Raw genomic sequence first — 15,093 nt, forward strand, 5'->3', positions numbered from 1 at the left:
AGGAATTCGCTTGCACCGCATCTATTTCCGGTCCAAGCACCCTCCCATGCCCGACGTTCCGCCGGGCGCCATCCGTTCAGAAGAAGACGCCCATGGCCCGTGATACCACCGACCAGACGCCGATCCGCACCGTCGCGGACATGGCGGAATACCTTGCCGACGGCAACAAGCCGAAGGAAAGGTTCCGCATCGGCACCGAGCATGAGAAATTCGTCTTCTTTACGGCCGATAACAGTCCCGTTCCCTATTTCGGCGATGCCAGCATTTCCGCCCTGTTGAACGGCATGCAGAAAAAGACCGGCTGGGAGCCGATCGTCGACGCCGGCAACATTATCGGCCTGGCCGAACCGTCCGGCATGGGCGCGATCTCGCTGGAGCCCGGCGGCCAGTTCGAGCTTTCGGGCGCGCCGCTCGAAACGCTGCACCAGACCTGCAAGGAATCCAACCAGCACCTCGCCACGCTGCGCGAGATCGCAGAGCCACTCGGCATCCGTTTCCTCGGCATGGGCGGCAGCCCGAAATGGACGCTGGCCGAAACCCCGCGCATGCCGAAAAGCCGCTACGACATCATGACCCGCTACATGCCGAAGGTCGGCAGCCAGGGCCTGGACATGATGTATCGCACCTGCACGATCCAGGTGAACCTCGACTTCTCCTCGGAAGTCGACATGCGCCGCAAGATGCAGGTGTCGCTGAAGCTGCAATCCATGGCGACCGCGCTCTTTGCATCCTCGCCCTTCACCGACGGCAAGCCGAATGGCCTCTTGTCCTGGCGCGGCGATATCTGGCGCGACACCGACAACAACCGCGCCGGCCTCATCCCCTTCGCTTTCAAGCCGGATTTCGGCTTCGAGGATTATGTCGAATGGGCGCTCGACGTGCCGATGTATTTCATCGTGCGCGACGGCAAGTACCATGACTGCACCCATGTCACCTTCCGCCAGTTCATGGCCGGCGCGCTGAAGGGTGAGATCGCCGACTACGAGCCCAATATCGGCGACTGGACGAACCACCTTTCGACGCTCTTCCCGGATGTGCGACTGAAGCGCTTCCTCGAAATGCGCGGCGCCGACGGCGGCCCGTGGCGCCGCATCTGTGCGCTGCCTGCCTTCTGGGTCGGCCTGCTCTATGACGACGGCGCGCTCGATGCCGCCGAAAGCCTGACGCGCGACTGGACGGTCGAGGAGGTCTCCGCACTGCGCAATGCCGTACCGGTGCAAGGCCTCAAGGCCGATTTCCGCGGCAAGCCGCTGCTCGACGTCGCCCGCGAAGTGGTGTCGATCTCGCGGCAGGGCCTTGCGGCCCGCGCCCGCCTCAACGGCGACGGCGTCGACGAGACGATCTTCCTCGCCCCGCTCGACGAGGTGCTGGCCAAGAAGGCGACGCTCGCCGAGGACATGCTGGCGCTCTATAACGGCCGCTGGAATGGTTCCGTCGAGCCGGTCTTTACCGACTACCAGTACTGAGCATCACGCCAAAAAGCGGTTTGCGCGGCCGAAATTCCCGTTATAGTGCAGGCACATGCTGTGCCTGTACCGGGGGAAGGACGCCAAGATGCTTTCGCTTTACGACATGATGATGCAGGCGCAGAACGGCAATGCCGTGGAGACCATGGCGCGCCAGTTCGGCCTTGCGCAGGAACAGGCCGCAAAGGCCGTCGCAGCGCTGATGCCGGCCTTTTCCGAAGGTTTCAAGCGCAACGCCGCCAATCCCTATGACATGGCCGCCTTCATGAAGGCGCTGACGACGGGCGGGCACGCGCAATATTTCGAGGACATTTCCAAGACTTTCACGCCGCAGGGGCTTGCCGAGGGCAACGGCATTCTCGGCCACCTCTTCGGCAACAAGGACGTCTCGCGGGCGATTGCCGCGCAGGCCGCACAGATGACCGGCATCGGCCAGGAAATCTACAAGCAGATGCTGCCTGTGATGGCGAGCGCGCTGATGGGCGGCATCTTCAAGCAGTCGCTTGCCCCGTTCTTCCCCGGCACTTCATCGACGCAGGCCAATCCCTTCGCCGACATGATGCAGCAATGGGCGGAAGCGACGGGTTTTGCCAAGAAGCAGGAACCAGCCAACCCTTTCACCGACAACCCATTCACGCAGGCTGCGCAGGAATTCTTCGGCACGAAGAAGGAAGCGGCGCCCGCAAATCCCTTTACGGACAATCCTTTCGCCAAGGCCTTTCAGGACATGATGGGCAGCATGGCCGGCCAGCCGGCGGCGAGCGAAAAGCCAAGCGCGCCGGAAGCCACACCGGCGGATTCGCTGAAGAGCCTCGTCAACACGATGTTCGACACCGGTCTCGACATGCAGAAGGATTATCAGCGCAACATCGAATCGATCTTCGAGACGATGCGCGGCGGCGATAAGGGCTGACGACGTTCCCCCTATGAAAAAGCCCGACGCGGACCTTGGGAGTCGCACGTCGGGCAAGCGGCAGGGTTATTGGCTCTCACCCTGCGGGGAAGGCAGGCAATTCCAGCAAAAGCGTGCGGCGGTTTTGCGTCCGGAATTGCGTCAATGCTGTGGTGCCGAACCGGGAGACAGGCCGGCACCATCGAAAATCAATCCAGACGGCCGCTGCGCAGATGACGACGGGCGCGTTCGCGCGAGGCGATCGTCAGGTGCAGGCCGGCATCCGTGAAGAAGGATGCGGCGCGGACGTCCTGAACGTCGTTCCGGCACAGCCCCATGTCATAGAGCTGGTGGTCGTCGAGTTCGTTCAGGCGATTGATCACGCGACGATTCTGCCATGCACGGACAAATTTGGCGGCGGCATTGCTGACGCGGGCAAAGAGGTTCGGGGCCGGACGGCGCGTTGCGAGAATATCGATTTCCATCTTACGGTCGATCATGCGCATGGCATTTCTCCTTTCCGGCTCGGCGATCCATCGTCCTTCGATGGGGTTTCGCACGACGCCCGTGATCGTTCGCTGCTCACAGGGATCGAGCGGCGGTTCAAAAGTCAGGTTTGAAGAAGAGCCGCCCGCGGAGGTCGGAGCAGAACGGCAAATCCCGTCGAGCGATGGATCAACTTGCGATCTATCGTTCAACAATTGCTTTTTCGCAGAATCCCATTGATCAGTCCAACGAATGTTTCTAATAGTATCAATCAAACAATCTTATGGGTGTCTCTATGTCCGCTCCCTTAGACATCGACCAGCTGCAGACCTTCGTCGCGATTGCCGATACCGGAAGTTTCACGCGCGCGGCCGAGCGGGTATTCAAGACCCAGTCGGCCGTTTCCATGCAGATGCGCCGTCTCGAAGAGCGCATCGGCAAGCAGCTCTTCATGAAGGACGGCCGCGGCAACCGGCTGACGGCCGAGGGCGAGCGCCTGCTCAACTATGCCCGCCGCATGCTGCGCCTCAACAACGAGGCCATCGCCGCCTTCGACGACAACCGCCTCGAAGGCATGCTGCGCATCGGCACGCCGGACGATTATGCCGACCGCTACATGCCCGAGATCATCATGCGGTTTGCCAAGACCCATCCGAATGTCGAGCTCTACATCGTCTGCGAGCCCTCGGTGGACCTTGCGGAGAAGATGGCCAAGGGCGAACTCGATATCGCGCTCGTGACGCACAATCCGCGCCAGCGCCAGTCGGACGTGGTGCGCACGGAACCACTCTGCTGGGTCATGTCCGCCAACCATCCGCTGCCGGAAAACGCGCCGGTGCCGCTTGCCGTGGGACGGCGGGATTGCCAGTGGCGGCAGATCGCCTGTGCGGCGCTCGATTCCGTCGGGCGCGACTATCAGGTGCTGTTCACCAGCTGGTCCTCCACCGTCGTGGCCGCCGCCGTCATGGCCGGCATGGCCGTCTCGGTGCTGCCGGAATCGGCGCTGAGGCCCGGCATGAAGGTGCTGACGCAGGCCGACGGCTTCCCGCCGCTCGCCCCCGTGCAGATCGGCATCATGCGCCGGCCCGGCCTTTCGCCTTCGCTCTCCAACGCCATCACCAGCCACATCACCGCCTGCCTCGACAACATCACGCCGCTGACGGCGGCCGATGACCTGCCGGAAGCGGACGTGAAGGTCTTCCCGCGCGTGGCGCGCATGCGGACCGGGAACATCCTGCCGGGATGGTAACGCAACTGCCGCTCGACGGCGTTCCCCTCGTCAAGACCGGTCCTTCCGGCGTGACGATCCGCCCCGTGCGCGACGACGAAGTGGAAACGCTGCGCCAGATCGAACGCTCGGCAGCGCAGGCCTTCCGGCTGATCGAGGCTTTTTCCTGGCTGTCGGTCGGCGAGGTGCAGAGCGCGGAGGTGCATCACGCACTCATCAAGGCCGGGACGAACTGGGTGGCCGTCGATGAGGGCGACCATCCGCTCGGTTTCCTCAGCGCGGAAATATCCGGCCGGGACCTGCATATCTGCGAAATCTCCGTCGACCATCTGCATCAGGGGTTCGGCATCGGACGCAAGCTGATTGCGCACGCCATCGACATCGCGACGACCCGCGGCCTCCAAGCCGTCACGCTCACGACCTTCCGCACCATTCCCTGGAACTGCCCGTTCTATGAGCGGCTCGGGTTTCGCGTGCTGGACGAGGATGCGCTTTCGCCGCGTATGCGGGACGTGCTCGACCTTGAGGAAGCCCATGGGCTGCGGCGCGACACGCGCTGCGCCATGCGGCTCGACATCAGCGCGCCATAGAAAACCCCGGCATGCTGCCATGCCGGGGTCCGCTCTATCCTATCCTGCGACGGATACGATCAGTCGTAGGTCGCCTGCTTGCCGTCGAAATAGATCGTGTTGGCTTCGCAGATATTGATCGTCGTCTCGTCGCCCTTGATGCTGGAGCCGTCCTCGCCTTCCCAGGTGACATAGAATTCGATGTCGCACGGGCCGTCGTAGTTGAACTCCATGTTGGCGCTTTCGCCGCCATTGAGCTTGAAGTTCATCCAGTTGGCGCTCCATTCGTTACCTTCGCCGGTATAGAAACCGTCGATGATATATTCGGAGTCGTTCTTGATATCGAATTTCTGACCGGCGGCGTAAGCGGCAGGAACAGAAATGAGCGTAGCCGCCGCGGCAAGGGCGGCGAACGTTTTGGTCGCGAGAGATTTCACGAAAATGATCCCGTTATGAGTGATGAAACCGCATGCCGGATGCTGCAATATTTTGCTTGGCCTTCGGATTGCGATGGTGCTGTTGCCCCTAAAAGAACGGAGCCGGATCCGTCAGAACCCGGCCCCGTTTTCTCAAACGGATCAGTGCTTTGCTTTATTCAACGCCCATGACGTTTCAGGTGAAGGCGAGCCAGACGCCGAGCCAGATCCACAGGAGGCCGACGACCGCAAGGCCGGCGATGAACAGCGGCCGGCGATAGCGCAGGCGGTTGCTGGTGACATGCACATAGGCGTGCGCATAGCGCAGCGCCACGAACAGCCAGCCGCCGGCAACGGTCACGGGATTATCGGCATCGACGAGATAGAGCAGGATGCTGACGGCATAAAACAGAACGGGCAGCTCGAACTGGTTGGCGATGGCGTTTTTGACGGTCACGCTTTCCGCCGGCTCGTCGCGGTTCTCGCGGAACTGCTCAGGCTTTGCACGCCCGGATTTCACCGCGCCCATGCGGCGTGACGACAACAGGAAATAAAGGGCGAAGACCAGCGCGACATGCGCGATGACAGGCCAGATCGTGGCTTCTGTGGGAGACATGGTTATCCTTCGGCTTGTCGTTTCGGGCCCCTTGATAGGGGTTTCCGGCCGAAGGCTCAACCGGAAACGGCCGTTTGCGACAAGCCGAGGGAGAGAGGCTTACTGCTGCAGGGTCAGGTTCTCGGTGCCCGAACCGTCCTTGCCGCTGATCGTCCAGGCGCCTTCCAGAACGCCATCGCCCTTGACGTGATAGACGACGAGGCCGACGGCATCGCCCAGCACGTAGCCGGCCGCGAAAGCATCGCCATAGAGCATGCAGATGCCGTTCGAGGTGGTTCCGCCGGTCTGCCACTCGATGGAGCAGGTCGTCTCGCTGGTCAACTCGATCGTCGCGGTGCCCGTGTAAGCCGAACCGTCGAGATTGGTGCCCTCGACATTATACGTGCCGGCGTTGACCGTCTGCGCATGCGCGGACGAAACCAGCCCCAGGGCCAGAACGGCACCAGCCAAAAACGTCTTCATGATATCCCCCAGATAACCGGCGAAATTGCCGATGGCCGATCCTAGCGCATGCCTGAAAAAACGGAACAGGCGGGAGCGCCTTTCAAAACAAAAATGCCCGGCAAGCCGGGCATTCAAGACATCCATTTTTGACGAGGCGATCAGACGGCGCCCGGATAGTTCGGGCTCTCGCGGGTGATCGTCACGTCGTGCGCATGGCTTTCGCGCAGGCCGGCGCCGGAGATGCGCACGAAGGTGGCGCGCTCCTGGTACTCCCTAAGATCCTTGCCGCCGACATAGCCCATGGAGGCCTTCAGGCCGCCGGCGAGCTGGTGCAGCACGCCCGAGACCGGGCCCTTGTACGGCACCTGGCCTTCGATGCCCTCGGGCACCAGCTTCAGCGTGTCGCGCACTTCCGCCTGGAAGTAACGGTCTGCCGAGCCGCGCGCCATGGCGCCGACGGAGCCCATGCCGCGATAGGCCTTGAAGGAGCGGCCCTGGTAGAGGAACACTTCACCCGGGCTTTCATCCGTACCGGCAAGCAGCGAGCCGACCATGACGGCGGAAGCGCCGGCGGCGATCGCCTTGGCCAGGTCGCCGGAGAACTTGATGCCGCCATCGGCGATAACGGGAATGCCCTGGGCCTGCGCGGCCTCGACCGACGCCATGATGGCCGCAAGCTGCGGCACGCCGACGCCGGCGACGATGCGCGTGGTGCAGATCGAGCCCGGACCGATACCGACCTTGACGGCGTCAGCACCGACATCGATCAGCGCCTTCGTGCCATCTGATGTAGCGACGTTGCCGGCCATGATGCGCACGGAGTTGGAGAGCTTCTTGACGCGGGCGACGGCATCGAGAACGCGCTGCGAATGGCCGTGCGCGGTATCGACGACGATCAGGTCGATGCCGGCATCGATCAGGCGCTCGGCGCGCTCGAAGCCGTCATCGCCGACGGAGATCGCGGCGGCGGCGCGAAGCCGGCCCTGCGCATCCTTCGACGCGTTGGGGTTCAGCTGCGACTTCTCCATGTCCTTGACCGTGATGAGGCCGACGCAGCGGCCGTCGCCATCGACCACCAGCAGCTTTTCGATGCGGTGCGTGTGCAGAAGGCGCTTGGCCTCCTGCTGGTCGACGCTTTCCTTCACCGTGATGAGGTTCTCACGGGTCATCAGTTCGTAGATCTTCTGGCTCTGGTCGGAGGCGAAGCGCACGTCGCGGTTCGTCAGGATGCCGACGAGACGGCCAGCCTTGCCGCTGCCGCCGTTTTCGACGACCGGAATGCCGGAAATGCCGTGGAACTTCATCAGCGACAGCGCGTCGGCCAGCGTGGCATCCGGGCCGATCGTCACGGGATTGACGACCATGCCGCTTTCGAACTTCTTGACCTGGCGGACTTCCTCGGCCTGCTCGGCCGGCGTCAGGTTGCGGTGGATGACGCCGAGGCCGCCGGCCTGCGCCATCGCGATGGCAAGACGGCTTTCCGTCACCGTGTCCATGGCGGAAGAGAGGATCGGCAGGTTGAGTTCGAAATCGTGGGCGATGCGGGTCGCGATGTTCGTCTGGCCCGGCATGACCTCGGAGTGACCGGGTTGCAGGAGAACGTCGTCGAAGGTCAGGGCTTCGAGACCGGTTGCCGTTTCAATGATGCGCGCCATGGGGCCAAGTTCCTTCAGGGTAAAGCTTACGCACCAAGGGGAACATTGGGAGATGTCCGCCTCGGTCGCTTGCAAGAAATTCTTGGAAGTTGGCGAGGGCTGGTAACACGTTCATGACGGCTTGGAAATAGCAAAAAGCCCGGAATACCTTCCGGGCTTCATCCTGCGCACAGGCGGCGTGCTCAGAGATCGAACTGATAACTGACCGGCACGAAACGATAGCCCTCGCCCGCCTTCTCCACGAACCCCGCCGCCGGGAAGGGCATGTGGTAGCCGAGAAAGGCGAGCTTATCGGTCGCGATCATGTCGAAAACCTTCTTACGTGTCGCCGCGGCCTGCGCCTTGTCCATGTCGAAGCGCACCTCCCAGTCCGGGCGCTGGAGGGAGAGCACATAGTGATTGGCGGTATCGGCCGTCAGGATGAGCGCCTTGCCTTCCGATTCGACACGGAAGATCATGTGGCCCGGTGAGTGGCCGAAGGCATCAAGGCCGGTAATGCCGGGTACGACCTGGCCTTCGTTCTCGATGAAGGTCAGTTTCTCCGCGAGCGGCTGCACCTTGGCGAGAACGCCCTGATGGCCCTGTTCGGCGGGCGTGCCCATGCGCTCCGGGTTGACCCAGAAATCATATTCCGTGCGGCCGGTGACGTAGCGGGCGTTCGGGAAGGCCGGCTTGCCGCCCTCCATCAGACCGCCGATATGATCGCCATGCATGTGGGTGAGGACGACGACGGAAATCTGGTCGGCCGTATAGCCGGCATATTTCAGGCCTTCGACGAGGCGGCCCATGCCGGCCTCGCGCCCACCCTCGCCCATTCCGGTATCGAACAGCACGACCTCCGAACCGGTATCGACCAGCGTCGGCGTGAAGCTGTTGACGAATTTGTCCGCTGGCAGGAAATTTTCCGCCAGAAGCGCGCCGACGGCCTCGGCGGACTGGTTGATACCGAATGTCTCGTTCGGCTTGTCGGAGGCCCGCATGCCATCACGAATGGCCAGCACGCGGAAACTGCCGAGCTTGAAGCTGCGGGCTTCGAGGGGACTTACGCGCATATCGGTGGCATCGCTTTCGGTTTGAGCAAGGGCGCCCGCGCGGTTCAACAGCAGCGGTGCGGCCAATGTCGTCACGCCCGCGGCGAGAAACAAGGACCGGCGCGAGATCGTCGAATGGTCTGCCATGGATCTTCCCTTCTGAAAATCGTTTCGCCGTTATAGGAGCCGGCATCGACATGAGGATGACACGCGACGATCTAGGGCGCTGTAACGTTGTCGTCCCGCCGCATCACGGGCTTGTGATCTCCAGGATTTGACAGATGGCAATGCGGGGCGCAGAAGACGGGTGGGCCTGCACGAGGGCCTCCTACCCCGATTTGCCGATGAACCGTATCGTCCCCCTCATTCTCGCCGTCGCGCTCTTCATGGAGCAGATGGATTCCACCGTCATCGCCACCTCGCTGCCGGCCATCGCCGCCGATCTCGGCGTGGGTCCGATCACGCTGAAGCTGGCATTGACCGCCTATATGGTGTCGCTCGCCACCTTCATTCCGCTCTCCGGCTGGATGGCGGACCGCTTCGGCGCCAAGCGCATCTTCCGCTTCGCCATCCTGGTCTTCGTCGCCGGCTCCATCCTCTGCGCCGTCGCCGACAGCCTCGTCTCTTTCGTCGTCTCACGCTTCCTGCAGGGCATGGGCGGGGCGATGATGACGCCGGTCGCCCGCCTCGTTCTGGTGCGCAGCACCTCGCGCTCGGAACTCGTCTCAGCCATGGCGCTGCTGACCATCCCCGCCCTTGTCGGGCCGCTGGCCGGCCCGCCGCTCGGCGGCTTCATCACCACCTATTTCTCCTGGCACTGGATTTTTCTGATCAACGTGCCGGTCGGCATCGTCGGCTACATCCTCTCGGGCATCTACCTGCCGGAAATCCGCGCCGCCGCCCCGCCGCCGCTCGACTGGACGGGCTTCTTCCTCAGCGCAGTTGCGGCCTCCGGCACGATGTTCGGCCTCTCCGTCATCAGCCTTCCGGCGCTTCCCCCGGTCATCGGCGTCGTCGCGACCGTCGTCGGCCTTGTCTGCGGCGTGCTCTATGTGCGCCATGCAAAGCGCCACCCGACGCCGCTGCTCGACCTCAAGCTCTTCCGCGACAGCGCGTTCCGCGCCGCCTCCATCGGCGGCACCCTGTTTCGCATCTCGGTTGGCGCGGTGCCGTTCCTGATGCCGCTGATGCTACAGGTCGGCTTCGGGCTCACGCCCTTCCAGTCCGGTCTCGTCACCTTTACCGGCGCCATCGGCGCCATCACCACCAAGGTCATCGCCAAGCGCGTCCTCACCTTCGCCGGCTTCCGCACGACGCTGATCGCCGCCAGCATCTTCGGCGCCGCACTCACCTTCGTGAACGGGCTTTTCGCGCCGACGACGCCCTTCTGGTTCATCGCGGGCGTGCTGTTGATCGCAGGCTTCGTGCGCTCGTTCTTCTTCACCAGCGTGAATGCGCTCTCCTTCGCCGACATTCCGGATGCGGATGCCAGCAAGGCGACCTCGATGAGCGCGGTGCTTCAGCAGATCAGCCTTGCGATGGGCGTGGCGGTGGCCGGCGCGATCCTCGAAATCGAGACCTCGCTGACCGGCTCGCCGCTTGAGCTGCGCGACTTCCAGATCGCCTTCATGGTGATATCAGCCATCACCCTGCTCGCAGCACTGCCCTTCCTCACCATGGCGAAAAACGCAGGCGCCTCCGTCTCCGGCCACCGCATGCGGGCCGAAGAAGAAGAAACGATCGCGGTGAAGTAAAAGGCCTATTCCGGCTTTTCGCAGACGGCGACGAGCTTGTTGCCGTCGTGGTCGCGCACGAAGGCCGCGTAGAAATTGGCGTGGAACGGCCGGATGCCCGGCGCCCCCTCATCCGCGCCGCCCTGCGCGAGCGCTGCGGCATGGAAGGCATCGACGGAGGCGCGGGTCGGCGCGTCGAAGGCGATGGTCACGCCGTTGCCGAAGGTGGCGGGCTCGCGGTTGAACGGCTCGACCACCCAGAAGCGGCAGCGCACATCCTCGTCCGCCGCATAGCCGATTTCATCGGGTGCCTGCTTCTGCCTGCGGTAACCCATGAGCGGCAGGATGGCATCATAGAAGCGGCCGGCGCGCTGGAGATCGTTGGTGCCGACAGTCGTGTAGAGAAGCATCACGCCTCCTCTTCGGCTTCAGTCGCCTCGTCACGCGCCTTGCGGCCCTTGAAGCCCTTGGCAAGCAGGAACATCTCCACCGATTCGGCGCGCGAGGCGCCCGGCTTCACATGGATGACCTGCTTGAAATTCTGCTTGAGCAGATTGAGCAGGTCGCGCTCCGTGCCGCCCTGGAAGGTTTTCGCCAGGAAGTGGCCGCCCTCCGCCAGCACCTCGATCGCAAAATGCGCCGCGACCTCGCACAGATGCATCGTGCGGATGTGGTCCGTCTGACGGTGGCCGGTGGTCGGTGCCGCCATGTCCGATATGACGAGGTTCGGCGTGCCGCCGACAGCCTCGATCAGCTTTTCCGGCGCATCCGGCTCGAGAAAATCCATCTGCAGGATGCGCACGCCCGGCAGCGGATCGATTTCCAGGAAATCGATGGCCGCGACGCGCGGATCGGCATCGGTCGAATTGGTAACCTTCGCGGCGATCTGCGACCAGCTTCCCGGAGCGGCCCCCAGGTCGATGATGCGCCAGGCGCCGTCGAGAATGTGGTGCTTCTCGTCGATTTCCAGAAGCTTGAAGGCCGCGCGGGCGCGATAGCCTTCCAGCTTGGCGCGCTGCACATAGGGGTCGTTGATATGGCGCTCCAGCCAGCGGCGGGAGGAGGCCTTCAGCTTGCCCTTCTTGACCTTCTGGCCGAGCTTGCGGCCGATGGGGGGCTTGGTCATGACGCCTGTCCTTCGGGCTTTGCCGGATTGCGGTGCGCGCCGCGATGGTTGCGGCGGTGGCGGCCACGGCGCCAGACGCCGTCATCGGCCATCATGTCGGTGAGCAGGCCTTCCCGCAAGCCGCGGTCGGCGACGCGCATGCGGCGCGAGGGCCAGCGTTTGCGGATCGCTTCGAGAATGGCGCAGCCGGCCAGCACGAGATCGGCACGATCAGGCCCGATGCATGGATTGGCCGCACGGGCGGAAAAATCCCAGGACAGAAGCCGTGCCTGCATGGCCGTGACCTCGTCGTCCGACAGCCACACGCCATCGACGCGGCGACGATCGTAGCGCGGCAGATCGAGATGCACGCCGGCAAGCGTCGTGACCGTGCCGGACGTGCCGATGAGGTGAAAATCCTCCGGCGCATAGGTGCTTTCGCCGGGGCAATCGAAATTCGCCAGCATGCCCTCGACTTCCGAGACCATGCCCTGGAAACCTTCCGGCGTCACGTCCCGCCCGCCATGACGCTCCGAAAGCGTGACGACGCCGACCGGCAGCGAGGTCCAATGCGTGATGTGGTTGGCCAGCCGGCTGGAGCGGTTGTCGCCGATGCGGATGACCGCGATTTCCGACGAGCCGCCGCCGATATCGAAGAGCACGACGGATTTCGCCTCGCGCCCGACCAGCGACGAGCAGCCGGACACGGCCAGCCGCGCTTCCGTCTCGCGGTTGATGATTTCGAGATCGAGCCCCGTCTCCTGCTTCACCCTTTCGAGGAAGGTCTCGCCGTTCGTCGCCGCGCGGCAGGCTTCGGTGGCAATCAGGCGGGCGCGGCGGATGTTGCGGCTCTTCAGCTTCGCCGCGCAGATCTTCAGGGCCTCGACCGAGCGGTCCATCGCTTCGTCGGACAGTCGCCCGCTCGCCGCAAGCCCCTCGCCGAGCCGCACGATGCGCGAAAAGGCATCGACGACACGGAACTGCCCCGGCCGCGTCGGCTGGGCGATGAGCAAGCGGCAATTGTTGGTGCCGAGATCGAGCGCGGCATAGAGCGGCGCGTCATAGCCTTCGCGCTCGATGGCACGCTGCGGCACGGCCTCGCGGCGCGGTTCGTGGGAACCGGGCCGCTGTTCGGAAACCGTTTCCGCAACGAGCGATACGATCGCCGCGTCGGCAACGGGCTGCGTGGCACGCGCGGCGGATTTGCGGCCGCGATGCTTGCGCCGGCCTTTCTGGCCGTCTGCAGAGTGCTGGCCCTGCTGACCGCCCTCGCGCTGGCCGACGGGCACAAGCGGACGCACATTTTCGCTGCCGGCGCTCTTGCCGTGCTTGCGACGCTTGTTCCTGCGCGCATGTGTTCCGCTCGGGGCGGACGGGGGGCGCTCGGCGGCTGCGGATGGTCCGGTCGCCTGGCCTGCGGACGGGGAAACGGCAGCGGGGCTTGCGCCCTTCTGCTTTCCCTTGCGACGGCGCGACCGCTTCGGTCGTCCCGTATCGTCCGCAACTCGCGCCCCGGAAACGGACGGCTTCTCGCCGCTGTCGGGGTCGTTCACGTTACTGCCTATGGCGCCGCGCAAAGCCCTGAGGCTGCAAGCAGGCGCTCTCTCGATTTTCGTTGGCGCGACATTACCAGCGCCCGGCCCGTTCGCCAAATTCTTTTTATGACGAAACCGCGACGCAGGCGGCCTTGCCAGAACCGATGCAATTTTCTCAAAAAAACCATTTGCATCTCGCCGCCGTTTGTTTATAAGCCCGCCTCACAGGCCCCCGGCCATACCGGAACCAGCCATGCTGGGGAATAGTTCAACGGTAGAACGACGGACTCTGACTCCGTTAATCTTGGTTCGAATCCAGGTTCCCCAGCCAATTCCCTTCCAAAGCACTGAAATTATTCTTATGCGCCCCATACCTCTATGGGCCTAAAGCCATGGGGTCGTCAAAGCACCTCGTAGGGCTTTTCTGGCGTTGTCGTTTCTGTGAGTCGCGCTATCGGATTTCTCGCACGCTAATTTTGCTGAGCGTGACTGTCCGGCCGCCACTGGATCGGATAGCTTTCATTGCGTCGTCGGTTTTCTGGTATTGCGTATGCCCTCTGCACAAATGCGGCTCAAACCCCGGTTTGCTTTCAAATGGCGCCTGCTCTGGCTTGCCGGAATGGCGTTGGTTTCATTCACGCTCTGGAAATCCGCCATCCTGAGTTTCGGATATTACTGGATCCTCGCCAATACCGACCATGCACATAGCATAGCCCCACAGATCAATCTGTCAGCCTACGCGGCCAAAACGCAGAAGAAGGTGATCGCGGGGCTGACAAGCAACGTGTCGGGGCTGACATTCTCGTCATCGACCCAGACGCTCTTCACCGTGATCAACAAGAAGCCGGCCGTTGCCGAGATTTCGGTCGAGGGCGATCTCATCCGGCGCATTCCCATCATCAGCGGCAAGGATCCCGAAGGGATCACGCATATTGCCGGCGATCTGTTCGTCATCGTGGATGAAGGCGACCAGTCGATCCATTGGGTCAACATCAAGCCCGAAACGACCGCGTTGACCCTGACGGACGAGCGACGGCTGGTCCTTAACCTCAGCGCATACAGGAATCTCGGTATCGAGGGGGTGTCCTGGGATTCGGACAACAATCGGCTCTACATCGTTCAGGAAGCACTTCCGCTGCGCATTCTCGTCGTCGAGGGACTTCTCGACAGGATGGAAGGCGTTTCATCGATGCCGACGGTGAAAGAATGGACTTCGGGCGATTTATCGAAAGTCTTCTCGCTCGACCTGTCCTCCGTGTCCTTCCACGAACAGACCCGCAGCCTGTTTCTGCTCAGCCATGCGTCGTCCATGCTGGTGAACTACACGCTGGATGGAAAGACCCTCGGCATGCTGGCCCTTCACAAGGGGCGCCACGGGCTGGATGAGACGGTTCCCCAAGCAGAAGGCGTCGCCCTGGACCCAAAAGGCGCAGTTTACATCGTCTCCGAGCCAAACTTTTTCTACCGGTTCGAACGACCTTAGCATCCAGGCCGCACCATCCGGCACAAAGCTCTGCTCAACCGATCCAGAAAGACTACGATCTAAAGACTGTAATCCGCCGCCGCCAGAACTTTCTCCGTTGCAAACAAACCTTTGCTCTCTTGTCAGCGCTCTCGGTGGCTGGCACGTTGCGACTGCGTGATTCACACTTGCACGGAGGCAAAGGCCCATGGCGCACAAGTTCGAGATCTATAAGGACAAGGCTGGCGAATTCCGCGTTCGCTTCAAGTACAACAGCGAAGTGATGTTCTCGACGGAAGGCTATTCCTCGAAGGCCAGCGCGCAGAATGCCATCGATTCCATCAAGAAGAACGGCCCCGGCGCGCCCGTCGAAGACAATACGACGCCGCAGGCCTGATCGGTCTTGCCTCTTGAAAAGCCCGCTCCGGCGGGCTTTTTGCGTTTCAGGCAAGGCG

The 15,093-nt window shown here is 62.9% G+C and carries 16 protein-coding genes and 1 tRNA gene; 8 read left to right on the forward strand and 9 right to left on the reverse strand.

Features of this window, described 5'->3' with window-relative positions:
* The first annotated feature begins 92 nt into the window (after window positions 1–92).
* Both ACOZK4_RS10690 and ACOZK4_RS10695 read left to right on the forward strand, forming a co-directional pair.
* Entirely contained in the window at window positions 93–1,466 is a 1,374-nt protein-coding gene (locus ACOZK4_RS10690; RefSeq protein ID WP_421591875.1) for a glutamate--cysteine ligase, read from the forward strand.
* 88 nt (window positions 1,467–1,554) lie between these two features.
* On the forward strand, window positions 1,555–2,379 hold the full coding sequence (locus tag ACOZK4_RS10695; RefSeq protein ID WP_421591876.1) for a DUF937 domain-containing protein: 825 nt from the start codon (window positions 1,555–1,557) through the stop codon (window positions 2,377–2,379).
* 188 nt (window positions 2,380–2,567) lie between these two features.
* Here ACOZK4_RS10695 and ACOZK4_RS10700 read toward each other — a convergent pair whose 3' ends face one another.
* The gene (locus tag ACOZK4_RS10700) at window positions 2,568–2,864 is read right to left on the reverse strand and encodes a DUF1127 domain-containing protein (RefSeq protein ID WP_313527744.1); all 297 of its coding nucleotides are present in this window, start codon (window positions 2,862–2,864) and stop codon (window positions 2,568–2,570) included.
* A 275-nt stretch (window positions 2,865–3,139) separates the two neighbouring features.
* On the opposite strand from ACOZK4_RS10700, the gene ACOZK4_RS10705 reads away from it, so the two are divergent.
* A complete protein-coding gene (locus ACOZK4_RS10705) occupies window positions 3,140–4,093 on the forward strand; it encodes a LysR substrate-binding domain-containing protein (RefSeq protein WP_313527742.1) in 954 nt (317 codons plus the stop codon).
* Complete coding sequence (locus tag ACOZK4_RS10710; protein ID WP_421591877.1) at window positions 4,087–4,662, forward strand: GNAT family N-acetyltransferase; 576 nt, start codon at window positions 4,087–4,089, stop codon at window positions 4,660–4,662. Before ACOZK4_RS10705 ends, ACOZK4_RS10710 begins: the two co-directional genes overlap by 7 nt.
* A gap of 59 nt (window positions 4,663–4,721) precedes the next feature.
* On the opposite strand, the gene ACOZK4_RS10715 is transcribed toward ACOZK4_RS10710, so the two are convergent.
* The 5 genes from ACOZK4_RS10715 to ACOZK4_RS10735 form a co-directional block, all read right to left on the reverse strand.
* Entirely contained in the window at window positions 4,722–5,078 is a 357-nt protein-coding gene (locus tag ACOZK4_RS10715; protein ID WP_421591878.1) for a hypothetical protein, read from the reverse strand.
* A gap of 175 nt (window positions 5,079–5,253) precedes the next feature.
* Entirely contained in the window at window positions 5,254–5,673 is a 420-nt protein-coding gene (locus tag ACOZK4_RS10720) for an MAPEG family protein (RefSeq protein WP_421591879.1), read from the reverse strand.
* Window positions 5,674–5,772: 99 nt separating this feature from the next.
* Window positions 5,773–6,135: a hypothetical protein gene (locus ACOZK4_RS10725; RefSeq protein WP_421591880.1), complete on the reverse strand. Its 363-nt coding sequence runs from the start codon at window positions 6,133–6,135 to the stop codon at window positions 5,773–5,775.
* 140 nt (window positions 6,136–6,275) lie between these two features.
* The gene (guaB, locus tag ACOZK4_RS10730; protein ID WP_421591881.1) at window positions 6,276–7,772 is read right to left on the reverse strand and encodes an IMP dehydrogenase; all 1,497 of its coding nucleotides are present in this window, start codon (window positions 7,770–7,772) and stop codon (window positions 6,276–6,278) included.
* Between the two features lie 182 nt (window positions 7,773–7,954).
* Complete coding sequence (locus ACOZK4_RS10735; RefSeq protein WP_421591882.1) at window positions 7,955–8,950, reverse strand: MBL fold metallo-hydrolase; 996 nt, start codon at window positions 8,948–8,950, stop codon at window positions 7,955–7,957.
* Window positions 8,951–9,147: 197 nt separating this feature from the next.
* Between ACOZK4_RS10735 and ACOZK4_RS10740 the strand changes: the two genes are divergently transcribed.
* Window positions 9,148–10,557, forward strand: coding sequence for a DHA2 family efflux MFS transporter permease subunit (locus tag ACOZK4_RS10740; protein ID WP_421591883.1), 1,410 nt, complete (start codon window positions 9,148–9,150; stop codon window positions 10,555–10,557).
* Between the two features lie 5 nt (window positions 10,558–10,562).
* Here ACOZK4_RS10740 and ACOZK4_RS10745 read toward each other — a convergent pair whose 3' ends face one another.
* The 3 genes from ACOZK4_RS10745 to ACOZK4_RS10755 are packed head-to-tail and all read right to left on the reverse strand — an operon-like array spanning window position 10,563 to window position 13,194.
* Window positions 10,563–10,946, reverse strand: coding sequence for a VOC family protein (locus ACOZK4_RS10745; protein ID WP_421591884.1), 384 nt, complete (start codon window positions 10,944–10,946; stop codon window positions 10,563–10,565).
* Window positions 10,946–11,662 (reverse strand): RlmE family RNA methyltransferase, encoded by a 717-nt coding sequence (locus ACOZK4_RS10750; protein ID WP_421591885.1) that lies wholly within the window; start codon window positions 11,660–11,662, stop codon window positions 10,946–10,948. Before ACOZK4_RS10750 ends, ACOZK4_RS10745 begins: the two co-directional genes overlap by 1 nt.
* A complete protein-coding gene (locus ACOZK4_RS10755) occupies window positions 11,659–13,194 on the reverse strand; it encodes a Ppx/GppA phosphatase family protein (protein ID WP_421591886.1) in 1,536 nt (511 codons plus the stop codon). Before ACOZK4_RS10755 ends, ACOZK4_RS10750 begins: the two co-directional genes overlap by 4 nt.
* Window positions 13,195–13,433: 239 nt before the next feature.
* Here ACOZK4_RS10755 and ACOZK4_RS10760 point away from each other — a divergent pair.
* The 3 genes from ACOZK4_RS10760 to ACOZK4_RS10770 all read left to right on the forward strand — a co-directional run bounded on the left by ACOZK4_RS10760 (window position 13,434) and on the right by ACOZK4_RS10770 (window position 15,035).
* Window positions 13,434–13,507: transfer RNA gene (locus ACOZK4_RS10760), tRNA-Gln, on the forward strand.
* 219 nt (window positions 13,508–13,726) lie between these two features.
* Window positions 13,727–14,659 carry an SdiA-regulated domain-containing protein gene (locus ACOZK4_RS10765; RefSeq protein ID WP_421591887.1) on the forward strand — a complete coding sequence of 311 codons (933 nt, stop codon included), beginning with the start codon at window positions 13,727–13,729 and terminating at the stop codon, window positions 14,657–14,659.
* A gap of 187 nt (window positions 14,660–14,846) precedes the next feature.
* A complete protein-coding gene (locus ACOZK4_RS10770; RefSeq protein WP_024270606.1) occupies window positions 14,847–15,035 on the forward strand; it encodes a YegP family protein in 189 nt (62 codons plus the stop codon).
* Window positions 15,036–15,093: the final 58 nt, after the last annotated feature.

The sequence above is a fragment of the Shinella sp. M27 genome (genome assembly GCF_049199905.1).
In the GTDB taxonomy this organism is placed as follows: Bacteria; Pseudomonadota; Alphaproteobacteria; order Rhizobiales; family Rhizobiaceae; genus Shinella.